This is a genomic window from Rhodococcoides kyotonense (genome assembly GCF_900188125.1).
Classification (GTDB): domain Bacteria; phylum Actinomycetota; class Actinomycetes; order Mycobacteriales; family Mycobacteriaceae; genus Rhodococcoides; species Rhodococcoides kyotonense.
Genome location: NZ_FZOW01000001.1, coordinates 62,394 through 85,454, shown reverse-complemented (window position 1 = coordinate 85,454; position 23,061 = coordinate 62,394). Strand labels below are relative to the sequence as shown.

The window sequence follows — 23,061 nt, the reverse complement described above, 5'->3', positions numbered from 1 at the left end:
CCCAGCGTGCGGTCACCCGGTGACGTCTTCGCTGCGTCCGAGTTACGGAAGGGTCAGGAAGAACTCACAGCTCCGACTTCGCGCTTGTCAGGGCGGGTGCCGCGGGGCATCGCGATCGGTGCGACGACGGCAAGCAGCACCGCAGGAACGAGGAACCCGGCGGCCGGATGCGCGAGGTACAACGGCGTCAGGGCCAGCGGCGCCACGGCAGCACCGGAGAACCGGAAGGCCTGGACCACCGAGACCGCGCCTCCACGATTTGCACCTCCGCCGAGCGCGGCCGCGTTGACACCGACCAGGATGAACTGCGAGGCGACGCCGGCGGCCGCCCACGCCACACCGACGACCCACAGCGCGGGAACGGTACCGGTGACTGCGACGAGCACGGCGCCTGCGACGGCACCGATCAGGACGGTGCGGGACGCCCCGAGGCGGTCGATCAATCGTCCGACCGCAGGCGCGGTCAGGATGCCGGTGAGCCCGAAGCCGGTGAGCAGCAAGCCTCGCTGGACCGACGTGAGACCGAACACGTCCTCGGCCCGGTACGCGAGCATGAAGTTGAGTCCGCCCAATGCGCCCCACCCCAGAAGCGCGACGAGACCGATGCGCAACACGTGCGGCCGCATCGCATCACGGAGTCGTTCGCGCGGAGCCCGGCCGACGGCGTCGTCGGTACGAGGTAGCCCGACGAGCCCGAGGACCGTGGACACGACCGCCAGGACGACGAAGGCGTAGCGCCAGTCGAATTCGGCGGCCACTCCACCGACCAGAGGGGCGCTCGTCTGACCCGCTGCCTGCAGCGCACCGAACGTGCCGAGGACTCGACCGAGTCGCGCCCGTGGCGTCGTCGCCGCCAGAGTCGCGAGCAGCAACGGTGTCGTGAACGCGTTGGCACACCCCTGCACGACGCGTGCCGTCAGCAGAACATCCAGAGTCGGCGCGAGCGCGCAGGCGATCGACGCGACGCCGTACACCGCGTACGCGATACGGACTGTGCGCAGACGGCCCCACCGCGCACCGAGCGTCCCGGACACGAGCATCGTCACCGCGAACGGGAGCAGGTACGCGGTGAGCGACGACGACGCCGTGCCCGCTGTCACGCCGAGCGAATCACCCATCTCCGGCAGCATCGATGCCACGACGCTGCCACCGAAAGGACCGAGGAATCCGCCCGAATACAGAGCTGCGACGCGAATCCGATCGGCTCGGCTGCGGTGTTCTGCGCGAGAACCGCTCACAGACCGAAGCTGCCGGGACCCCGTCGACGCAGGTAGCGCTCGAACTCTGCGGCGATCGCGTCACCGTCGATCTTCGATATCGCCTCGGTGATGTCGACCTCTGCGTCGCCGCGCTCTTCCAGGCTGCGGACGTACTCGCTGATCTCCTCGTCTTCCTTCGTCATTTCGGTGACGGCTTCCTCCCAGTCCTCCGCCTGCGTCGGGAGTTCGCCGAGAGGGACCTCGATGTCGAGAACCTCTTCGACGCGCTGCAGCAGAGCGACGGTCGCCTTGGGGTTCGGTGGCTGCGAGACGTAGTGGGGAACTGCCGCCCAGAACGACACCGCGGGCACACCGGCTTTGACACATTCGTCCTGCAGGACGCCGGTGATCCCGGTCGGCCCCTCGTAGCGAGTCTGTTCGAGATTGAAGCGCTCGGCTGCTTCGACGCTGTGAGCGCTTCCGGTCACAGGAACGGGACGGGTGTGCGGCGTGTCTGCCAGGAGAGCGCCGAGGATCACGACGGTGTCGACCCCGAGTTGCTCGATGAACTCCAGGAGGTCGTCGCAGAAGCTTCGCCAGCGCATGTTCGGCTCGATACCGCGGAGAAGCACGATGTCCCGTGTGCTGCCGGGCGGCGAACACACCGACAACCTGGTCGACGGCCACTGAATCTCGCGGGTCACTCCGTCGACTTGCCGAATCGTCGGTCGGTTGACCTGGTAGTCGTAATAGTCCTCGGAGTCGAGCTCCGCGAGGGGACTGGCGTCCCAGATCAGTTCCAGGTGTTCGACGGCTCCGCTCGCGGCGTCGCCCGCGTCGTTCCACCCCTCGAATGCGGCCACCAGAATCGGGTCGCGCAGCGTCGGCAGCGGAATGTCGTCGTCGTCGACGAGGTCGGAAACCGGTGAAAACGGTGTTGCGTTCGACACAGCTGACGTGACTGCGTCCAGCAGCGCCTCCGCGGCGCTGTCCGAATTGTCATGTTCTGTATCGTCGTTGTCGGCGGGAAAGTTGCCGTCTCGGTTTCGAGGACTCACCACGCCAGCCTACGACCAGGCAGCGCTGTCGTGGTCATGGCGCCATGCCCACGGGGGCGAGAGTGGAGCCTGTGCAAACGACCCCACTAGTCTGTAGTGATGCCTGCGCTACACAAGACCAGCCTGTTGGATGCGATTCGCTCTCGCGTCGTGATCGGCGACGGGGCTATGGGAACGATGTTGCAGGACGCGAATCTGACGCTCGACGATTTCATCGGTCTCGAAGGCTGTAACGAGATTCTCAACGACACGCGTCCGGACGTCCTACGCGACATCCACCGTGCTTACTTCGCTGCGGGCGCCGACGCCGTCGAGACCAACACGTTCGGCTGCAACCTGCCGAACCTCGCCGATTACGACATCGCCCATCGCATCCGCGAGCTCGCGGAGAAGGGCACTCGCCTCGCACGCGAGACCGCCGACGAGATGGGCAAGGGCCGCGACGGTATGGATCGGTTCGTGCTGGGCTCGATGGGCCCAGGAACGAAGCTGCCCACGCTGGGACACGCGCCCTTCGCGATACTGCGAGATGCGTACACCGAGGCTGCCCTGGGAATGATCGACGGTGGCGCCGACGCGATTCTCGTGGAGACCTGCCAGGATCTGCTGCAGGTGAAGGCCGCGATCATCGGAAGCCAGCACGCGATGGACAAGCTCGGGCTCCGCATTCCGATCATCACACATGTCACGGTGGAGACCACTGGTGCCATGCTCGTCGGCAGCGAGATCGGAGCAGCGCTTACTGCTCTCGAACCGCTCGGCATCGACATGATCGGCCTCAACTGCGCGACGGGTCCCGCCGAGATGAGCGAGCACCTCCGTCACCTGTCGAAGCACTCGACGCTCCCTGTGTCGGTCATGCCGAACGCAGGCCTGCCCACACTCGGCGCGAACGGTGCCGAGTACCCGCTGACGGCACCCGAGTTGGCGACCGCGCTCGGGTCGTTCGTCAGCGAGTACGGTCTGTCGCTCGTCGGCGGCTGCTGCGGCACGACGCCGGAGCACATCCGTCAGGTCGCGGACTTGGTGCACGGCGTCGCGAAGGCGGACCGTGTGCCTGCGCCCGAGCCGGGCGTGTCGTCGTTGTACTCCGCGGTGCCGTTCGAGCAGGACGCCAGCATCCTGATGATCGGCGAGCGCACCAACTCCAACGGATCCAAGGCGTTCCGCGAGGCCATGATCGCCGAGGATTACGAGAAGTGCCTCGACATCGCCAAGGATCAGACGCGCGACGGCGCCCATATGCTCGATCTCAACGTCGACTACGTCGGCCGTGACGGCGCCGCCGACATGGCTGCGCTCGCGTCGCGGCTCGCGACGGCGTCCACGTTGCCGATCATGCTCGATTCCACCGAGCCGGCCGTGCTGGAGGCAGGGCTCGAGCATCTCGGCGGGCGCAGCGCGGTCAACTCGGTCAACTACGAGGACGGCGACGGTCCGGATTCCCGATTCCAGAAGATCATGCGTCTGGTCAAGGAGCATGGCGCTGCCGTCGTGGCGCTGACGATCGACGAAGAAGGCCAGGCTCGTACAGCCGAGTGGAAGGTGCGCGTCGCCGACAGGCTGATCGAGGACATCACCACCAACTGGGGATTGAGCCACGAGGACATCATCGTCGACACCCTCACGTTCCCGATCTCGACGGGCCAGGAGGAAGTCCGACGCGACGGCATCGAGACGATCGAGGCCATCCGTCAGCTGAAGGCCAAGTATCCGAAGGTGCACACCACTCTCGGGCTGTCCAACATCTCGTTCGGCCTCAATCCTGCTGCGCGGCAGGTGCTGAACTCGGTGTTCTTGCACGAGTGCACCGAAGCAGGACTCGACACGGCCATCGTTCATGCTTCGAAGATCCTGCCGATGAACAAGATTCCCGACGAGCAGCGTGAGACCGCACTCGATCTGGTCTACGACCGTCGCGCCGAGGGTTACGACCCGCTGCAGAAGTTGATGCAGCTGTTCGAGGGTGTATCGGCAGCGTCGGCGCGTGAGTCGCGGGCCGAGGAACTCGGCCGCCTTCCGCTTTTCGAACGACTGGAGCGACGGATCGTCGACGGCGAGCGAAACGGACTCGACGCCGATCTCGACGCAGCGATGACGGAGAAGCCTCCACTCGAGATCATCAACGAGACGCTGTTGTCCGGCATGAAGACGGTCGGTGAGCTGTTCGGCTCCGGTCAGATGCAGCTGCCGTTCGTTCTCGCGTCGGCCGAAGTCATGAAAGCCGCTGTTGCATACCTGGAACCTCACATGGAGGCGACGGACGACGACGGCAAGGGGCGCATCGTGCTCGGCACCGTCAAGGGCGACGTCCACGACATCGGCAAGAACCTCGTCGACATCATCCTGAGCAACAACGGATACGAGGTGGTCAACCTCGGTATCAAACAACCGATTGCGACCATCCTCGAAGCAGCGATCGACAAGCGCGCCGACGTCATCGGTATGTCCGGCCTGCTCGTGAAGTCCACGGTCGTCATGAAGGACAACCTGATGGAGCTCAACAGCAAGGGAGTCGCCGAACAGTTCCCGGTGTTGCTGGGCGGCGCGGCACTGACGCGGTCCTACGTCGAGAACGACCTGCAAGATGTGTACCAAGGCGAAGTCCATTACGCGCGTGACGCTTTCGAGGGTCTGCGGCTCATGGACACGATCATGACCACCAAGCGAGGCGGGGGGCCTGCACCCGACAGCCCGGAAGCGTTGGAGGCCAAGGCGAAAGCCGAGGAGCGCAAGGCGCGGCACGAGCGTTCACGTCGAATCGCCGAGCAGCGCAAGGCTGACGCGACTCCCGTCGTCGTACCCGAGCGTTCGGATGTCGCCACCGACATCGAGGTGCCGGTGCCGCCGTTCTGGGGCACGCGCATCGTCAAGGGCGTGTCGCTGACCGAGTACTCCGGCCTGCTCGACGAGCGTGCACTGTTCCTCGGCCAGTGGGGATTGCGTGGGGCGCGCAAGGGCGAAGGGGCGACCTACGAGGACCTCGTCGAATCCGAGGGCAAGCCTCGGTTGCGCTACTGGCTCGATCGACTCAGCACCGACGGCATTCTCGCGCACGCCGCTCTCGTGTACGGATACTTTCCGGCCGTGTCCGAGGGCGACGACGTCGTCGTGCTCACCGAACCCGAGCCGGAAGCGCCTGAGCGGTTCCGCTTCTCCTTCCCGCGCCAGCAGCGTGATCGGTTCCTGTGCGTCGCCGACTTCATCCGGTCGCGCGAACTCGCGAGAGAGACCGGCCAGGTCGACGTGCTTCCGATGAACCTCGTGACGATGGGTCAGCCGATCGCCGATTTCGCGAACCAGCTGTTCGCATCGGATTCCTACCGTGACTACCTCGAAGTACACGGAATCGGCGTGCAGCTCACGGAAGCGCTTGCCGAGTACTGGCATCGGCGTGTTCGTGAAGAGCTGAAGCTCGCCGGTGGCGCGAGCGTCGCAGCGGAGGATCCGTCGAATCCGGAAGGGTTCTTCAAGCTCGAATATCGTGGTGCGCGTTACTCGTTCGGGTACGGCGCGTGCCCGGACCTCGAGGATCGCATCAAGCTGGCAGCCCTGCTCGAACCCGAACGAATCGGGGTCAAGCTGTCCGAGGAACTGCAGCTGCATCCCGAACAATCGACCGACGCATTCGTGCTCCACCACCCGGAGGCCAAGTACTTCAATGTCTGATCTCGCTGTATCCGGTCTGCAGGGCGTCTTGTGGGACATGGACGGAACCCTGCTCGACTCCGAGAAGATCTGGGACGTCGCCGTTGCCGAGCTGTCGCTCGAACTGGGCCGTGAACTGACACCGGAAGTTCGGGAGAGCACTCTCGGAAACTCGATGCGTGGCGCGCTCACCAAAGTATTCGCGCACACCGGAACCGAGTTGACGGAACGGATGTTCTCGTTCGGCCGTGACTGGCTGACCGCGCGCGTCGGATCGTTGTTCGCGGAGGGTATTCCGTGGCGACCGGGTGCGAAGGATGCGCTCCAGCTCGCCCGTGACATGGGCCTGAAGACAGCTCTCGTCACCAACACCGAGCGCGGACTCGTCGACAACGCGCTCGATACCATCGGGCGCGAGTACTTCGACTTCACCGTCAGCGGCGACGAGGTCGACGAGGGCAAGCCCCACCCGGCGCCCTATCTGCGTGGTGCGTCACTTCTCGGTCTCGACCCGTCGAGCTGTCTGGCAGTGGAGGATTCGCCGACCGGATCACTGTCGGCGCACCGGGCCGGCTGCTCCGTGCTGCTCGTCCCGTCGGAAGTGGCCGTGGAGCCGACGCCGGGGTACGTGCTTCTGGACTCCCTGGTCGGTCTGACCGCGGATCAGTTTCGGTCCGCGTGGCGCGATGCACGGACGTCGGCCGCATCGTGAAAGTAGCGTCATGAAAGAATCAGTCACCGTGAAGACCTTCGATTCCCTGTTCGCCGAGCTGACCGACCGCGCTGCCACCCGCCCAGAGGGCTCCGGCACCGTCGCTGCGTTGGATGCAGGCGTGCATGCGCAAGGGAAGAAGATCATCGAGGAGGCAGGCGAAGTATGGATCGCCGCCGAGCACGAAGGCGACGAAGCACTGGCCGAGGAGATCTCCCAGCTGCTCTACTGGGTCCAGGTGCTGATGGTCGGACGCGGATTGAAGCTGGAGGATGTCTACCGACATCTGTGAGCTGCAGGATTTCTGGTCACTCCAGCGGGCTACGTTCCCGGCCCCAGCTCATCGTCCGCACACACTAAGGACCTCGTCATGTTGCGCGTTGCAGTTCCCAACAAAGGTGCTCTGTCCGAATCCGCCGCCGAGATTCTGAAGGAAGCCGGCTACAGACGCCGAAGCGACTCCAAGGACCTCACCGTTCTCGATCCGGCGAACGGTGTCGAATTCTTCTTCCTCCGCCCGAAGGACATCGCGATCTACGTCGGCTCGGGCCAACTGGATGTGGGGATCACCGGACGCGACCTCGCCCTCGACTCCGGTGCTCCGGTCGAGGAGATTCTGTCTCTGGGCTTCGGTCGATCCACGTTCCGTTACGCAGGCCCACAGGGCAGGGAATGGTCGACGGGTGATCTCGCTGGACTCCGCATCGCGACGTCGTACCCGAATCTCGTGAAAGCCGACCTCGCCGCGCGAGGACTGGACGCGACGGTCATTCGACTCGACGGTGCCGTCGAGATCTCCATCCAACTCGGCGTCGCCGACGCCATCGCCGACGTCGTCGAGTCCGGTCGCTCGCTACGCCAGAACAATCTGGTGGCGTTCGGTGAGTCGCTGTGCGACTCCGAGGGTGTGCTCATTCAGCGTGTCGGTGAGGGTAGCGACTCGAAGACCGACACCGACAGGACTCGCAAGCAGCTGATCGCACGTATTCAGGGTGTCGTGTTCGCGCAGCAGTACCTGATGTTGGACTACGACTGCCCCAAATCGATTCTCGACGAGGCCGTCAAGATCACACCTGGAATCGAATCGCCGACGCTGTCGCCGATGGCGGACGAGAACTGGATCGCCGTGCGCGCCATGGTGTCTCGCAAGGTGCACAACACGGTCATGGACGATCTCGCGGAACTCGGTGCGAAAGCGATTCTGGCATCCGACATTCGGTCCTGCAGGGCCTTCTGACCCGACAGGACTTCACCGGGTCAGGCGCGGGGGCGGACCAGCACCGTCTGGGCAATCCGCCCGACCGGCCCGCGCTCGTCGTGCAGGACACCGGCGGACATCGCGAATCCGCTTGGCCCGGTTGATGTTTCGGCCGACACGCCGATCCAGTCGCCGACTGGTTCACGAAAGACGTGCACGGTGAGGTCCGTGTTCAAGAACGTCCACCTGTCCAGGTCGAGTGTGGCGCCGATACCGTTCGCGATGTCGGCGATGGAGAACAGTCGTTCGAGGGGCGTCATCGATTCCCCTTCCACGAGTGCAGGTTTGGGCCGTGCCCAGACCTGACCCGGACCGGGGCCGCCGAGTTTCGTGAGTGCCTTCATCTCGACGTTTTCGAGGTAGCCGGATTCCCACAAGCCGCTCCAGACGTGGTCCGTTGCCTCGGATACCGGCTCGAGCGGCGGATCCGCCACGTGCGACACGTGCGAGGTGGCAGCGGTCGCCATGCGCCATGCAGTTCCGCGTGCGACGGCACGGGACGCTCCCGTCTCGGATCGAGCCCACAGCTCGGCGACGGCGAGTTCGATGCTGCGGCCCGGTCGTTCGATCCATGATCGAACCGTGATGTCCGCGATGGGCACGGGCCCGAGCAGTTCGACCACGACACGAGTGAGTTGGACATCGGCGCGGGGCGAGACGCGCTCGAGCGCTCGAACGAGCAACGCCGATGGGGGAGCGCCGTGCTGCATCGTCGGCGCCCAGAGGCTGACGGTCCGCTCGGTGGTGCGAAAGACCTCGTAGCCGTCGTCGTCGGCGCCGAGTGGGACGTAGAACGCGTCGGCCGTCACGACTCGGCTCCGACAGGCCACCCTGGATACACCGGCGGCGTGCCACCGAACTCGGGGCACAGTGCCTGGTGATCACACCACTTGCAGAGAGTTCCGCGTCGAGGTTGGAAGTCGCCGGTCTCGCCTGCCGTCAGGATCGCCTTCCAGATGGCGGACAGCATGCGTTCGAATCGGAGAAGCTCGCCCTCGTCGGGGGCATACGTCAGCGACTTCTTGTCGGCCAGATACATCAGCTTCAGCTGTGCGGGCACGATTCCGCGCATACGCATGATGACCAGCGCATAGAACTTCATCTGGAACAGCGCCTTCGCTTCGGTGAAACCACTCGGGGCCCGACCCGTCTTGTAGTCGACGACACGCACCATGCCGTTGGGCGCCACATCGATTCGGTCGATGAACCCGCGGAGCGGTGTGCCGTCGGCCAAGTCGATCTCGACGCGTTGTTCGCACGATTCGGGATCGAATCGAGTGGGGTCTTCCATGTCGTAGTAGCCGGTGACGAGAGCGCGTGCTTGATCGAGCAGTGCGGTGCGCTCGTCCGCCGTGAGAAGCTCGTCGATCTCCGGATCGTCTGCGACGACGCGCTCCCACGCGGGATCGACCAGGTCCACTGCGGTCTCGGAATCTCTTGTCGCGCTGGGCATTCCGTACAACGCCTCCAGGGTGGCATGCACGACGGTTCCCTTGACCTGCGCGGTGGTCGACTTCTCCGGGATCCGGTCGACAGCACGGAACCGGTACAGGAGCGGGCACTGCTTGAAGTCGTTCGCCCGTGACGGCGACAACGCGGGCCTGCTCCGGCGTGCTGGGGTGTTCGGGGCCGGGACCGGCGGCACATCGGTGATACTCACATCGAGCAGACTAAGCCCGTCGTCCGACAAGATCGTGGAGGCCCGTAGTCTGGTCGGTCGAGTCGCCGTCCCTTTCTCGGACGGCACACCCAGCTCGATTCACGACGAAAGAGGGAACTGCTGTGTCTTCGGACGAAAGCCTGTCTTCGGACGAGACCACCTCTGCGGGCACACCGGCCCCCAGCGGCACCGCTCCCACCGGGCCTGCTCGCAGCGGCCCGTTCCGCATCGGCGACAGGGTCCAGCTGACGGACGGCAAGGGTCGTCACTACACCGTCGTGCTCGACGAGGGGAAAGAGTTCCACACTCATCGTGGTGGCATCACGCACGACGCGTTGATCGGCGCAGACGAGGGAAGCGTCGTCACGTCGGTGAACGGCACGCCGTATCTCGCGCTTCGACCGCTGTTGACCGACTACGTGCTGTCGATGCCGCGGGGTGCGCAGGTCATCTATCCGAAGGATGCCGCACAGATCGTGCACGAGGGCGATGTCTTCCCGGGCGCTCGTGTGCTGGAGGCCGGTGCCGGTTCGGGCGCGCTGACGTGCTCGCTGCTCCGCGCCGTCGGCCCGACGGGCACCGTGATCTCGTACGAGATTCGACAAGATCACGCCGACTACGCCGTCAAGAACGTCGAGACCTTCTTCGGGGAACGCCCCGACAACTGGGATCTCACGGTTGCCGACATCAGCAGGTTCGCCGACGACCGACCGGGTGAGACCGTCGACCGCGTCGTCCTCGACATGCTCGCTCCGTGGGACGCGCTTCCGGCAGTCGCCGACGCCTTGGTTCCCGGCGGAGTTCTGATCGTCTACGTCGCGACCGTCACCCAGCTGTCCCGCGTCGTGGAAGCATTGCGAGCACAGGAATGCTGGACCGAGCCCCGGTCGTGGGAGTCCATCGTCCGCGGCTGGCACGTCGTCGGTCTCGCGGTGCGACCCGAACACCGGATGCAGGGTCACACCGCATTCCTCATCAGCGCACGCAAACTCGCTGCCGGGACCGTCACCCCCAAGCCGCAGCGACGTTCCGGCAAGAGCTGATCCAGTCGCTGCCGCTCGGGGTGGCTGATCGAGTCCTGTCAGACGCAGGGGGCCTGGCCCATCGCCAGAAGCTGGCACGCGCTCGCGTCCGAGACCTTCCAGTCGCCGTCGATCAGCACCCACGTGTTCGGTGTCGGCGCAGTAGCACCGCGGACCGTCGCGATCGTGACCGGCGCGGTGGCAGTTTCGCCCTCGACCGTCGGCTCCTCGACCTGGAAGGTGATCTCCCCGTAGTTCTGGAGAGCGGCCGTCATCTGTTCCAGATTCGCGAGCCGGGCTTGCCCGTTCTCGACGGTCGCAGCCTTCGTGGCCGCGTCGACCTGCGGATCGACGAGCAGTTCCAGCGACTGGGTCAGCTCGTCGACGGTCGGTGCTGCGACGCTTGCGGCAGTGGGCTCCGATGTCGCGGTCTCGGATGTCGACGCGGCCGAAGCCTCCGACGTGTGGTCCGCGTGATCCGAATCATCGCTCGAACTACATCCGGCGATGAGAAGAGCGGCCGAAACGGATGCGACCAACGCTGTGTACCTGCGCATTTTCACTGGTGAAGTCTCTTCCTCGAGATACGTGAAATCCCATGTGGTCAGGCGAGGCTAACATGACTTCGCCCTGGGTTCGGATGCGTCGAATCGGGGCATACGACACCACGGGATCGTGTCCACACGCACTTTTGCTCGACTGCCGGTAGCGTTGACTGATCTTCACTGGGAGGAGTCGCTCATGAGCTCGACAGACAATCCGGATTCGGCCGCGGCAAGGGCGGAACTCGAGGAGTTGCGCATCGAGGCGGCGTCGCTGCGGCGTCAACTCGGCCAGCTCGGCGAATCACCGGAGCACGTGCGCGAACTCGAGTCGAGGATCGATTCGCTGTCGTTGCGCAATTCCAAGTTGATGGACACTCTCAAGGAAGCCCGTCAGCAACTCATCGCGTTGCGCGAGGAAGTCGACCGTCTGGGGCAACCCCCGAGCGGCTACGGGATTCTTCTGACCGTCCACGAGGACGACACCGTCGACGTGTTCACGTCGGGCCGCAAGATGCGGTTGACGTGCTCGCCGAACGTCGAGTCCAACACTTTGGCGCCTGGCCAGACGGTTCGCCTCAACGAGGCGCTCACCATCGTCGAGGCGGGATCGTTCGAGCAGGTCGGTGAGATCAGCACCTTGCGTGAGTTGCTGGGTGACGGATCACGAGCGCTGGTCGTCGGGCACGCCGACGAGGAACGCGTGGTGTGGTTGGCCAAGCCGCTGTTCGACATGGCCAACGACGAGGGTGTCGAGGATCCCGACGAGCCGTCTCGCAAGCTGCGTCCCGGTGACTCCTTGTTGGTCGACACCAAAGCCGGCTACGCCTTCGAACGTGTTCCGAAGGCGGAGGTCGAAGACCTTGTGCTGGAGGAGGTTCCCGACGTCGGATACGAGGACATCGGCGGGCTCGGTCGTCAGATCGAACAGATCCGCGACGCGGTCGAACTGCCGTTCCTGCACAAGGATCTGTTCCGCGAATATTCGTTGCGTCCGCCGAAGGGTGTTCTGCTGTACGGCCCTCCGGGTTGCGGCAAGACGCTGATCGCGAAGGCCGTCGCCAACTCGCTCGCGAAGAAGATCGCCGAAGCACGCGGCCAGGATGCCAAGGAAGCCAAGTCCTACTTCCTCAACATCAAGGGTCCCGAACTGCTCAACAAGTTCGTGGGTGAGACCGAGCGTCACATCCGCATGATCTTTCAACGCGCTCGTGAGAAGGCGTCGGAAGGCACGCCGGTCATCGTGTTCTTCGACGAGATGGACTCGATCTTCCGTACCCGAGGGTCGGGTGTGTCGTCCGACGTCGAGACGACGGTCGTTCCCCAGCTTCTCGCGGAGATCGACGGCGTCGAAGGGCTGGAGAACGTCATCGTCATCGGTGCCTCCAACCGCGAGGACATGATCGACCCGGCCATTCTGCGACCCGGCCGTCTCGACGTCAAGATCAAGATCGAGCGTCCCGACGCCGAATCGGCACAGGACATCTTCTCGAAGTACCTGACCGATTCGTTGCCGGTCAACGCCGACGACCTCGCGGAGTTCGGTGGAGATCGACCGTCGTGCGTCCGCGCGATGATCGAGCGTGTCGTCGACCGCATGTACGCCGAGAGCGAGGACAACCGTTTCCTCGAGGTGACGTACGCCAACGGTGACAAGGAAGTTCTGTACTTCAAGGACTTCAACTCGGGCGCGATGATCCAGAACATCGTGGACAGGTCCAAGAAGTACGCGATCAAATCGGTGCTCGAGTCGGGCAACCCCGGTCTGCGTGTACAGCACCTGTTCGATTCGATCGTCGACGAGTTCGCCGAGAACGAAGATCTGCCCAACACCACCAACCCGGACGATTGGGCGCGAATCTCCGGCAAGAAGGGCGAACGCATCGTCTACATCCGCACGTTGGTCACCGGCAAGAACGCGAGTGCTTCACGCGCGATCGACACCGAATCCAACACGGGACAGTACTTGTAATCGCCGTCGTGGCTCGGCCGTCGTCGGGGCTGTCCGTCTACACGGGCAGCCCCGACGCGTATGCCCATTCGACGGTGCTGAGTTCGATGTCGGACGCAGCGATCACCTAGGCTCGGACTCATGCAGCGCATCATCGGCATCGAGGTGGAGTACGGAATCTCCTCTCCGACCGAACCGACGGCCAACCCGATCCTCACCTCCACGCAGGCCGTGCTCGCTTACGCGGCAGCAGCGGGAGTTCCACGCGCCAAGCGCACGAGGTGGGACTACGAGGTCGAGTCTCCGTTGCGGGACGCCCGTGGCTTCGATCTCGGCCGTTTCAGCGGTCCTGCCCCGGTCATCGACGCCGACGAAGTCGGTGCCGCCAACATGATTCTGACCAACGGTGCTCGTCTGTATGTCGACCACGCGCATCCGGAGTACTCGGCTCCCGAGGTCAAGGATCCGTTGGACGCCGTCATCTGGGACAAGGCGGGCGAGCGTGTCATGGAAGCGGCCGCGAGGCATGCCTCCAGCGTTCCCGGAGCGCCGAGGCTTCAGTTGTACAAGAACAACGTCGACGGCAAGGGCGCGTCGTACGGCACCCACGAGAACTACCTGATGTCGCGCGAAACCCCGTTCTCGGCCGTGATCGCCGGTCTGTCGCCGTTCTTCGCATCCCGTCAGGTCATCACAGGGTCCGGACGCGTCGGTATCGGCCAGTCGGGCGACGAGGCCGGCTTCCAACTGTCGCAGCGAGCGGACTACATCGAGGTCGAGGTGGGCCTCGAGACGACGCTGAAGCGCGGCATCATCAACACTCGCGACGAGCCGCACGCCGACGCGGACAAGTACCGTCGCCTGCACTGCATCATCGGCGATGCCAACCTCGCCGAGATGGCGACCTACCTCAAGGTGGGGACTACCGCCCTCGTTCTCGACATCATCGAAGCCGGTGTCGATCTGTCCGATCTGCAGCTTGCACGGCCGGTGACGGCCGTTCACCAGATCAGTCACGACCCGACGCTGCGCCGAGCGGTTGCACTCGCCGACGGTCGCGAGCTGACCGCGCTCGCACTGCAGCGCATCTACCACCAGCGCGTTGCGAAGTTCGTAGCCAGCGAAGGCAACGACGACCCACGCGTGGCCGACATTCTCGACAAATGGGCCATGGTTCTCGATCTGCTCGAACGCGATCCGATGGAGTGCGCGAATCTGCTCGACTGGCCGGCGAAACTCCGCCTGCTCGAGGGTTTCCGGCAGCGTGAGGGCCTGGGTTGGTCGGCGCCGAGACTCCATCTCGTCGACCTGCAGTATTCGGATGTTCGGCTCGACAAGGGTCTGTACAACCGTCTCGTCGCCCGTGGCTCGATGGAGCGTCTCGTCACCGAGCAACAGGTGCTCGACGCCGTGTCGACGCCGCCCGCAGACACGCGCGCGTACTTCCGTGGCGAGGTTCTGCGTAAGTTCGGCGCCGACATCGCCGCTGCGAGTTGGGATTCGGTCATTTTCGATCTCGGCGGTGATTCGCTCGTGCGTATCCCCACCCTCGAGCCCTTGCGTGGAAGCAAAGCGCACGTCGGCGAACTTCTCGAGACCGCGGAGACGGCTGCCGAGCTCGTGGAGCAACTGACGACCTGATCGAGCGTCGACGCGTATCCGTCGTCTTTCTCCGGTTCGTACCTTGTGTCTGCCACCCCTACCGGTGTTCGACTCGGTAGGGTGAAGGTCCGAGCAGGTTGAGCGAATACGTAAGGAGGTCGGCGACTATGGCTACGGAGCAGACACGGCGCTCTGGCGGTGGCGACGGCGACGACGAGGTTCCCGGCGAGGCCGGTGGTGGTCAGGAACGCCGCGAGAAGTTGGCGGAAGAGACCGACGACCTCCTCGACGAGATCGACGACGTGCTCGAGGAAAACGCTGAAGACTTCGTACGCGCCTACGTTCAGAAGGGCGGCCAGTGACGGACGATCGCACAGCCGGACACGGACCTCGTGATTTGCTGCCGACCTTCGGTTCGCATCATTCGTCGTTCACCGACTATCTGCGCGACCATGCGCCACACCTACTTCCCGAAGGACGTATGACGTCCGCCGGGCAAGGGTTGTCGGACGTCGCCCCACACGGCACGACCATCGTTGCGGTCACCTTCGCCGGCGGCGTCCTCATCGCCGGCGATCGTCGTGCGACTCAGGGCAACCTGATCGCCAACCGGGACATGCAGAAGGTGTTCGTAACCGACGAGTACTCGGCTGCGGGTATCGCCGGAACGGCGGGTATCGCGATCGAGCTGGTGCGTCTGTTCGCGGTCGAGCTCGAACACTACGAGAAGATCGAGGGCGTTCCGCTCACGTTCAACGGCAAGGCGAACAAGCTGTCGTCGATGGTCCGCAGCAATCTCGGTGCCGCGATGCAGGGTTTGGCTGCAGTTCCACTGTTGGTGGGATTCGATATCGACGTCACCGATCCGGAGAAGGCCGGCCGCATCGTGTCGTACGACATCGTGGGCGGACGCTACGAGGAGCAGTCGGGTTATCACGCCGTCGGCTCGGGGTCGTTGTTCGCCAAGTCGGCGTTGAAGAAGCTGTACACCCCGGCTTCGACGGAGGACGCCGCGTTGCGTGCCGTCGTCGAGGCGTTGTACGACGCGGCCGACGACGACTCGGCCACCGGTGGCCCGGACATCACACGGGGTATCTATCCCACTGCCGTGTCCGTCACCAGCGTCGGTGCCGTCGAAGTGGGTGAGTCCCGTATCGCGGATGCGGCACGGGCTGTCATCGCCGAGCGCGCCGCCGAGGTACAGGGTGCACCGAGAGGGGGGACCGCGTCATGACCATGCCGTACTACGCGTCGGCCGAACAGATCATGCGCGATCGTTCGGAACTCGCGCGCAAGGGAATCGCACGCGGACGGAGCGTCATCGTCCTCACGTTCGCGGACGGTGTGCTGTTCGTGGCCGAGAACCGATCGACCGCGTTGCACAAGGTCAGCGAACTGTACGACCGACTCGGCTTCGCCGCTGTCGGGAAGTACAACGAGTTCGAGAACCTTCGCAAAGCGGGAATCCTGCATGCGGACACCAAGGGATACACCTACGACAGGCGCGACGTCACGGGCCGTTCGCTCGCGAAGACGTATGCGCAGGCCCTCGGCACCATCTTCACCGAGCAGCTGAAGCCGTACGAGGTGGAGATCTGTGTGGCGGAGGTGTCGCACTCCGACGAGGCGCCGTCGACGCAGCTGTACCGCATCACGTACGACGGGTCGATCGTCGACGAGCAGGACTTCGTCGTCATGGGCGGCACGACCGAGCCGATCGTGACGGCGTTGCGCGAGTCGTACCGTCCTGGTCTCGATCTGGGTGCCGCGGTCGCGATCGCCGTTGCTGCGTTGTCGGACGGTGCAAGTGCTGCAGCGGGTCCGGGCACCAACGGCTCGGCGGACACGGACAAGAAGGTGCTGGAAGTCAGTTCCCTCGAGGTCGCTGTCCTCGACCAAGCGCGGCCGCGGCGTGCGTTCCGGCGGATCGCCGGAACCGCACTCGAGGAGCTTCTTCCGGCATAACCGTCGGAACGCTCTGTCGGCGTTCGCCTTTCGACCTAACCGGCGTCGTGCGCTACCGATCGCGGTAGAGCACGACGCCGGTGTCGTTCGCGAACTCGAACACACGACCGTCGGCAGTGACCTCCCCGTCGGTTGCCAGCGCTACCTGCGGCCCGTCGACCTCGACCTTCAGCGATTGCGCAACGCGGTGCACGTAGGTCGAGGACGATCCGAGAGTGCCGGTCGCGGCCGCGAACACCAGTCTCGTTCGTGAGAGGAACGGCTTCGACGGCAGGTATCGGACGTCGAGCGTGCCCGAACCGATCGACCTCCGTGACATCGGAACCTGGTCGGCGGGGGAGTACTGGCCGTTTCCGACGAACAGCATCCAGACCGCATGCTTCCGACCGTCGATGGTGACGTCGAGCGGTCGAGCAGCAGCGAGAACCCGGACCATGGCGACCGCCGCTGCGGGCCACTTGCCGATGCGGCCTTGTAGCCGTTCACGCATCCGTACCGAGTCGGGGTAGCCGCCGAACGTCGCTGTGTTGACGAACGGAATCACCTGCGTCTCGTCGACGCGAACCGAGGCGACATCGACGACCGACGCAAGGCCGTTCTCGACGGCCGTCGCAGTCGAGGACACGTCGTCGACGCCTGCATCCTTCGCGAAATGATTCAGCGTGCCACCAGGGAACACAACGAACGGAAGATCGTGTCGTACTGCGGATTCGGCGACACTCACGACCGTGCCGTCGCCGCCGCACACACCCAACGCGCGTGGGCTCGACTGCGCGATCTGCTTCTCCAGTTGGTCTCCGAAGTCCAGATCCGGATCGGGTTCGAACAGTTCGGCTTCGGGCAGCAGAGCGCGGATCTCGTCGGTGACGGCGTCGTCGGACCCCGAGCTGCGATTGACGAGAACGAGGAGACCGTGTCCGTGTGGCAGCGACGGCGCATCACGATCGGCGCGCACCTCGGCCGGCTCGTCCGTGCGCACTGCCCACCAGCGACGCGTCGAGAGTGCGAGGGCCGTCCCCAGCGCAGCGCCTGCCACGACGTCGCTCGGCCAGTGAACTCCCGTGTGTACCCGCGAATAGCAGACGGCTGCGGCGACGGGTGCCAGGACCGCGCCTGCCGCCGGAGATTCGAGTGCGACAGCCGTGACGAAGGCTGCGGCGGACGCCGAGTGGCCGGACGGGAACGACGAGGACCTGGGCGGCGAGATCAGTCTGCGTACGAACGGCGTCAATTCCGTCCCTGGACGCGTCCGTGGAAACAGTGGCTTGAGAAGACCGTTCGCAACGGCACTGGCCCCGGCGACGGCAAGCATTCCGCGGACTGCTGCGCGTCGAGTACGGCCGGGCCGCACAGCGAGAGCGCCGGCCGCGACTCCCCACAGAACACTGTGGTTGGCGGACTTCGTCAGCGCCCGCAACACGGGGTCGGCCGCCGACGCTCGGAACGCTGCAGTTCGATCGAATGTCACCTCGTCCCATCCATGAATGCGGTCGGCGAGACGGGTGGCGCGGGTTCTCATGGTTCGACCCTATGTCGGCCGGTACGACACTCGCCGGAGTCGGTGTGTTCGAAGCCATCATCGGTGCCGTCATCGTTGTACTGTCGAAGTGTGCAGCGACGAATTATGGGCATCGAGACCGAGTTCGGTGTCACGTGTACTTTTCACGGGCACAGGCGACTCAGCCCCGACGAGGTAGCACGGTATCTGTTCCGGAGAGTCGTGTCGTGGGGACGTAGCTCGAACGTCTTTCTCCGCAACGGCGCGCGGCTGTACCTGGACGTCGGGTCGCATCCCGAGTACGCGACCGCCGAATGCGACAGTCTCTTGCAGCTGGTGACGCACGATCGTGCCGGTGAGCGAGTTCTCGAGGACCTTCTGATCGACGCCGAGCAACGTCTGGCCGAGGAAGGTATCGGCGGCGACATCTACTTGTTCAAGAACAACACCGACTCCGCCGGCAACTCCTACGGGTGCCACGAGAACTACCTCGTGCAGCGTGCGGGGGAGTTCTCCCGTATCTCCGACGTGCTCCTGCCTTTTCTGGTGACTCGTCAGCTCATCTGTGGTGCAGGCAAGGTTCTGCAGACACCCAAAGCTGCCACCTTCTGCCTCTCTCAGCGGGCCGAGCACATCTGGGAGGGCGTGTCGTCGGCGACCACACGGTCACGGCCGATCATCAATACGCGCGACGAGCCGCATGCGGATGCCGAGAAGTACCGGCGCCTGCACGTCATCGTCGGCGACTCGAACATGGCCGAGCCCACCACGATGCTCAAGGTCGGTACCGCAGCCCTCGTACTCGAGATGATCGAAGCGGGCGTCTCCTTCCGAGACTTCGCGCTGGACAACCCGATTCGCGCGATCCGTGAGGTCAGTCATGATCTGACGGGTCGTCGCCCGGTGCGGTTGGCAGGTGGCCGCCAGGCGAGTGCGCTCGAGATCCAGCGCGAGTACCACGCGCGAGCCGTCGAGCACCTGAAGAGCCGCGAGCCCGACACTCAGGTCGAGCAGGTCGTCGATCTCTGGGGTCGCACTCTGGACGCTGTCGAGGCCCAGGACTTCGCCAAGGTCGACACCGAGATCGACTGGGTCATCAAGCGCAAACTGTTCCAGCGCTACCAGGATCGCTACTCGATGGAGCTGTCCGATCCCAAGATCGCACAGTTGGATCTGGCGTACCACGACATCAAGCGTGGACGAGGTGTGTTCGACGTGTTGCAGCGGAAGGGTCTGGCGAAGCGCATCACCGAGGACGAACAGATCGACGAGGCTGTCGACCTGCCGCCTCAGACGACGCGCGCGAAGTTGCGCGGAGAATTCATCACTGCCGCGCAGGAAGCGGGCCGCGACTTCACCGTCGACTGGGTGCACCTCAAGCTCAACGACCAGGCACAACGCACCGTTCTCTGCAAAGACCCGTTCCGCAGCGTCGACGAGCGTGTCGAGCGGCTGATCGCGTCGATGTAGCGGACCGCGCACGGACCATTAGGCTTCTTCAGGTGGCGATCACCAAAGTCGAGCGGTTGATGAACCTTGTCATCTGTCTTCTGTCGACACGTCAGTTCGTGACGGCCGAGCGGATTCGAGAGTCCGTCGCGGGCTACGGCGATTCCGGGTCCGACGAAGCATTCAGTCGGATGTTCGAGCGCGACAAGAACGAGCTCCGGGATCTCGGTGTGCCCCTGGAGACGGGAGTGTCGATCGGAACGGGCGGTGTCGAGGGATACCGCATCAACCGCGACGCGTACGAGCTCCCCGAGATCGACCTCAGCAGCGAAGAAGCAGCTGCGGTCGCGGTCGCGGTTCAGTTGTGGGAGTCGCCCGAGCTCACCTCGGCTGCGCAGAGCGCTCTGTTGAAGTTGCGCGCCGCGGGGATTCAGGTCGAGCAGGACGAGTCGGCCGCGTCGGTGACCGCAGTACCAGCTCGGACGCGTGGTTCGGAGCCTGCGCTCGGTGCGTTGCTTGCCGCGATCGACGCGGGTCGCTCGGTTCGATTCGAGCACCGCAGTTCGACGTCGGATCCGTTCACCACCAGGTCGGTGGAACCGTGGGGCGTCGTCACGTTCCGCGGACGCTGGTACCTCGTCGGCCACGATCTCGATCGCGACGACGTGCGCACGTTCCGCTTGTCGCGCATCGGCGACGACGTCACCACGTTCGGCAAAGCGGGCAGTGTCCGCAAGCCCGATGACGTCGACCTGCAGGCGATCGTCGAACGTGTCGCAGGCACGGCGGAAATCAGCGGAACTGCCACGATCTGGGTGGCCGACGACCGGGCTCTCGAGATCAGGCGTCTCGGTGACGTCGTCGAACATCGCAGCGTCGGCGGTCGTCCAGGTGCGGTACTTCGGATTCCCGTTCGGTCCTGGGAGTGGGTGACTCGTCTGGTCGCAGGCCATGGCGCAGATGCTCTCGTACTCGACCCGCCCGAGTTGCGTCACGATGTGGTGGCCACCCTGCAGTCGGCGTCACCGGACGAATCGGTCGCGGAGGAGCATTCGGACACGCGGGAGGATGCGTTCGGCGTGAGGAACGGGGCGGGGCGATGAGCGCGCGACTGTCGGTGCGGATGGCCCGGTTGCTGAACATGGTGCCGTTCTTCCTGGCGAACCCGGGTATGAGCGCTGCCGAGGCGGCCGAAGAGCTGGGTGTGTCGACGTCGACTCTGATGACGGACCTGAACCAGTTGTGGATGTGTGGACTGCCGGGATACGGACCGGGTGACCTGATCGACCTGTCGTTCTCCGAGGAGAGCATCGAGGTCACGTTCTCGGCGGGAATCGACCGTCCGCTGCGGTTGACCTCGACGGAGGCGACGGCACTGCTCGTCGCTCTGCGCACGCTGACGGCGATGCCGGGAATGGTCGATCCGTCGGCGGCGCAGCGCGCGATCGCGAAGATCGAAGATGCTGCAGGTGCCGCGGCCGCGAACGTGCCGAGGTCGTCGGACTCCGGAACAGGAGCGTCGAAGGCGGAAAGTGCCGCAGCAGCTGCCGTCCGTTCGGCGTCGCGGAACCAGCACGCGCTCGAGTTGACGTACTACTCGGCGTCGCGAGACGCGGTGTCCGAGCGCATCGTCGACCCGATCAGAACAGTGTTGATCGACGATCACAGCTACCTGCAGGCGTGGTGCCGTCGGGCCGAGGGAGTGCGATTGTTTCGATTCGACCGCATCGATCGCGCCGTCGAACTGGACGAGAAGTCCCGTCCGCCCGAAGGGCTTCCACAGGACGACAGTTTCGAGATCTTCAACGACGATCCGACACTTCCGCAGGCGCGATTGCGCATCGCGCCGGGATACGCGTGGGTCATGGACTACTACCCGATGACTCAGGTGGGCGCGGACGCGGACGGCTCGTTGACGGTCACCATGCGGTTCGCGACTTTGGCATGGATGACACGACTGACGTTGGGATTCGGTGAGGGTGTCACCGTCCTCGGGCCTCCCGAACTGCAGCGCAGCGTCAGGCATCGTGCACAGGACGCGCTGGCCGCATACTCCGACCTCGATTGAGGCGGGAGTCATTTGTTTCGTTCGGCTCAATACAAGTGAACGGACAGGAAACGAACAGGTTCTCGGGAGCACCCTGTCCGAAATCTCGGGTACGCTCGAATCATCTGATCTTGGGAGGTACACATGGGAGCCATGAGCCCGTGGCACTGGGCGATCGTTGCCCTCGTCGTCGTCATTCTGTTCGGTTCGAAGAAGCTGCCCGACGCAGCTCGCGGACTCGGACGGTCACTTCGCATCTTCAAGAGCGAAGTCAAGGAGATGCAGAACGACGGCAAGTCCGACGCTCCGGCCGCTCCGACCGCAGCTCCGGCGCAGCTGGATTCGACCCGCCCGGTCGACACGCACGCTCACGTGCAGCCGGACTCCAAGTCCGCCTGACGTAACCCACATCGGGGCAAACCGGGGTGCTGACCTGCACCCCGGTTCACTGCTGAGCGAAGACAGAGAATGCGAATCCCGTTCGATCCACGGCGGAGCAAACGCCGATTGAATCCCGACGGCACCATGTCGTTGGTCGATCACCTCTACGAATTACGAACCCGGCTGATGTGGTCGCTGCTCGCAATCGCAGTGACCACCGCATTCGGGTTCTTCTGGTATTCCCACACGCTGTTCGGCATCGAATCACTCGGTGATCTGCTGCGTGGCCCGTACTGCTCGCTAGACCCGAGTCTGCGGGCGAATCTGAGTGGCGACGACGAATGCCGGTTGCTCGCGACCGGGCCGTTCGACCAGTTTTTGCTTAGGTTCAAGGTCGCGTTCACAGCCGGTGTCGTGATGGCGTGTCCGATTTGGCTGTACCAGATCTGGTCGTTCGTCACGCCGGGTCTGTATTCGCAGGAGCGCCGTTACGCCGTCGGGTTCGTGTCGTCCGCGGCAGTGTTGTTCGTCGCAGGTGCCGTGCTCGCCTACTTCATCGTCGCCAAGGGATTGCACTTCCTGTTGTCGATCGGTGACAACGTGCAGATCACCGCGCTCAGCGGTGACCAATACTTCGGCTTCCTCATCAATCTGTTGATCATCTTCGGCGTCAGTTTCGAGATCCCGCTGTTGGTCGTCGCCTTGAACTTCGTCGGCGTGCTGACCTACGAGCGGCTCAAGGCATGGCGTCGAGGATTGATTTTCGCCTTGTTCGTTTTCGCTGCGATCGCGACCCCGGGCCAGGACCCGTTCTCCATGTTGGCTCTGGCTCTGGCTCTGACGCTGTTGTTCGAGTTCGCCGTGCAGATCGCGCGAATCCACGACAAGCGTAAATTGCGGAAGAGAAACGACGAATGGGGTGATGTGTCCGATGACGAGGCAACGTCGATCGACTCCGCAAGCAACATCGAATCGCCGGTATCGGTCACACCGCCGGTCCAGTCCGACGTCGGTCAGCGCGATCGACAGCGACGCGACCAGGATTTCACCGACACGATCTGACGTGATC

General features: G+C 64.3%; 21 protein-coding genes. 15 read left to right on the top strand and 6 right to left on the bottom strand.

Annotated features, from left to right (window positions below; translation table 11 throughout):
* Positions 1-53 precede the first annotated feature (53 nt).
* The gene (locus CHB96_RS00330; protein WP_089242606.1) at positions 54-1,238 is read right to left on the bottom strand and encodes an MFS transporter; all 1,185 of its coding nucleotides are present in this window, start codon (positions 1,236-1,238) and stop codon (positions 54-56) included.
* Entirely contained in the window at positions 1,235-2,095 is an 861-nt protein-coding gene (locus CHB96_RS00325) for a PAC2 family protein (protein WP_089243002.1), read from the bottom strand. The genes CHB96_RS00330 and CHB96_RS00325 overlap by 4 nt, the downstream gene beginning before the upstream one ends.
* 261 nt (positions 2,096-2,356) lie before the next feature.
* Between CHB96_RS00325 and metH the strand changes: the two genes are divergently transcribed.
* The 4 genes from metH to hisG all read left to right on the top strand — a co-directional run bounded on the left by metH (position 2,357) and on the right by hisG (position 7,854).
* Positions 2,357-5,926, top strand: coding sequence for a methionine synthase (metH, locus tag CHB96_RS00320; protein WP_089242605.1), 3,570 nt, complete (start codon positions 2,357-2,359; stop codon positions 5,924-5,926).
* Positions 5,919-6,617 (top strand): HAD family hydrolase, encoded by a 699-nt coding sequence (locus tag CHB96_RS00315; protein ID WP_089242604.1) that lies wholly within the window; start codon positions 5,919-5,921, stop codon positions 6,615-6,617. The genes metH and CHB96_RS00315 overlap by 8 nt, the downstream gene beginning before the upstream one ends.
* 10 nt (positions 6,618-6,627) lie before the next feature.
* Positions 6,628-6,909 carry a phosphoribosyl-ATP diphosphatase gene (locus CHB96_RS00310; RefSeq protein WP_176444051.1) on the top strand — a complete coding sequence of 94 codons (282 nt, stop codon included), beginning with the start codon at positions 6,628-6,630 and terminating at the stop codon, positions 6,907-6,909.
* Between the two features lie 78 nt (positions 6,910-6,987).
* A complete protein-coding gene (gene hisG, locus CHB96_RS00305) occupies positions 6,988-7,854 on the top strand; it encodes an ATP phosphoribosyltransferase (protein WP_089242603.1) in 867 nt (288 codons plus the stop codon).
* 20 nt (positions 7,855-7,874) lie between these two features.
* Here the strand turns inward: hisG and CHB96_RS00300 are convergent, their stop codons facing one another.
* Positions 7,875-8,684: a thioesterase family protein gene (locus tag CHB96_RS00300; RefSeq protein ID WP_089242602.1), complete on the bottom strand. Its 810-nt coding sequence runs from the start codon at positions 8,682-8,684 to the stop codon at positions 7,875-7,877.
* Positions 8,681-9,535 carry a RecB family exonuclease gene (locus tag CHB96_RS00295; protein ID WP_089243000.1) on the bottom strand — a complete coding sequence of 285 codons (855 nt, stop codon included), beginning with the start codon at positions 9,533-9,535 and terminating at the stop codon, positions 8,681-8,683. The genes CHB96_RS00300 and CHB96_RS00295 overlap by 4 nt, the downstream gene beginning before the upstream one ends.
* 227 nt (positions 9,536-9,762) lie before the next feature.
* Here CHB96_RS00295 and CHB96_RS00290 point away from each other — a divergent pair, with 227 nt between their 5' ends.
* Complete coding sequence (locus CHB96_RS00290; protein WP_089242999.1) at positions 9,763-10,578, top strand: tRNA (adenine-N1)-methyltransferase; 816 nt, start codon at positions 9,763-9,765, stop codon at positions 10,576-10,578.
* A gap of 38 nt (positions 10,579-10,616) precedes the next feature.
* On the opposite strand, the gene CHB96_RS00285 is transcribed toward CHB96_RS00290, so the two are convergent.
* Entirely contained in the window at positions 10,617-11,114 is a 498-nt protein-coding gene (locus tag CHB96_RS00285) for a WKL family lipoprotein (protein ID WP_089242601.1), read from the bottom strand.
* 184 nt (positions 11,115-11,298) lie between these two features.
* On the opposite strand from CHB96_RS00285, the gene arc reads away from it, so the two are divergent.
* The 5 genes from arc to prcA all read left to right on the top strand — a co-directional run bounded on the left by arc (position 11,299) and on the right by prcA (position 16,617).
* Positions 11,299-13,071, top strand: coding sequence for a proteasome ATPase (gene arc / locus CHB96_RS00280; protein ID WP_089242998.1), 1,773 nt, complete (start codon positions 11,299-11,301; stop codon positions 13,069-13,071).
* 120 nt (positions 13,072-13,191) lie between these two features.
* Positions 13,192-14,691 carry a depupylase/deamidase Dop gene (gene dop, locus CHB96_RS00275; protein ID WP_089242600.1) on the top strand — a complete coding sequence of 500 codons (1,500 nt, stop codon included), beginning with the start codon at positions 13,192-13,194 and terminating at the stop codon, positions 14,689-14,691.
* Positions 14,692-14,819: 128 nt separating this feature from the next.
* Positions 14,820-15,014, top strand: coding sequence for a ubiquitin-like protein Pup (locus CHB96_RS00270; RefSeq protein WP_068424137.1), 195 nt, complete (start codon positions 14,820-14,822; stop codon positions 15,012-15,014).
* The gene (gene prcB / locus CHB96_RS00265) at positions 15,011-15,886 is read left to right on the top strand and encodes a proteasome subunit beta (RefSeq protein WP_089242599.1); all 876 of its coding nucleotides are present in this window, start codon (positions 15,011-15,013) and stop codon (positions 15,884-15,886) included. The genes CHB96_RS00270 and prcB overlap by 4 nt, the downstream gene beginning before the upstream one ends.
* Positions 15,883-16,617, top strand: coding sequence for a proteasome subunit alpha (prcA, locus tag CHB96_RS00260; protein ID WP_089242598.1), 735 nt, complete (start codon positions 15,883-15,885; stop codon positions 16,615-16,617). Before prcB ends, prcA begins: the two co-directional genes overlap by 4 nt.
* Positions 16,618-16,669: 52 nt before the next feature.
* On the opposite strand, the gene CHB96_RS00255 is transcribed toward prcA, so the two are convergent.
* A complete protein-coding gene (locus tag CHB96_RS00255) occupies positions 16,670-18,136 on the bottom strand; it encodes a bifunctional phosphatase PAP2/diacylglycerol kinase family protein (RefSeq protein WP_089242597.1) in 1,467 nt (488 codons plus the stop codon).
* Positions 18,137-18,226: 90 nt separating this feature from the next.
* On the opposite strand from CHB96_RS00255, the gene pafA reads away from it, so the two are divergent.
* The 5 genes from pafA to tatC all read left to right on the top strand — a co-directional run bounded on the left by pafA (position 18,227) and on the right by tatC (position 23,054).
* Positions 18,227-19,585 (top strand): Pup--protein ligase, encoded by a 1,359-nt coding sequence (gene pafA, locus CHB96_RS00250; RefSeq protein ID WP_176444050.1) that lies wholly within the window; start codon positions 18,227-18,229, stop codon positions 19,583-19,585.
* Between the two features lie 32 nt (positions 19,586-19,617).
* On the top strand, positions 19,618-20,667 hold the full coding sequence (locus tag CHB96_RS00245) for a helix-turn-helix transcriptional regulator (RefSeq protein WP_089242595.1): 1,050 nt from the start codon (positions 19,618-19,620) through the stop codon (positions 20,665-20,667).
* Positions 20,664-21,632 (top strand): helix-turn-helix transcriptional regulator, encoded by a 969-nt coding sequence (locus CHB96_RS00240; protein WP_089242594.1) that lies wholly within the window; start codon positions 20,664-20,666, stop codon positions 21,630-21,632. Before CHB96_RS00245 ends, CHB96_RS00240 begins: the two co-directional genes overlap by 4 nt.
* A 123-nt stretch (positions 21,633-21,755) precedes the next feature.
* Positions 21,756-22,010, top strand: a complete 255-nt coding sequence (tatA, locus tag CHB96_RS00235) for a Sec-independent protein translocase subunit TatA (RefSeq protein WP_089242593.1) — start codon at positions 21,756-21,758, stop codon at positions 22,008-22,010.
* 69 nt (positions 22,011-22,079) lie between these two features.
* Positions 22,080-23,054 carry a twin-arginine translocase subunit TatC gene (gene tatC, locus CHB96_RS00230; protein WP_089242592.1) on the top strand — a complete coding sequence of 325 codons (975 nt, stop codon included), beginning with the start codon at positions 22,080-22,082 and terminating at the stop codon, positions 23,052-23,054.
* Positions 23,055-23,061: the final 7 nt, after the last annotated feature.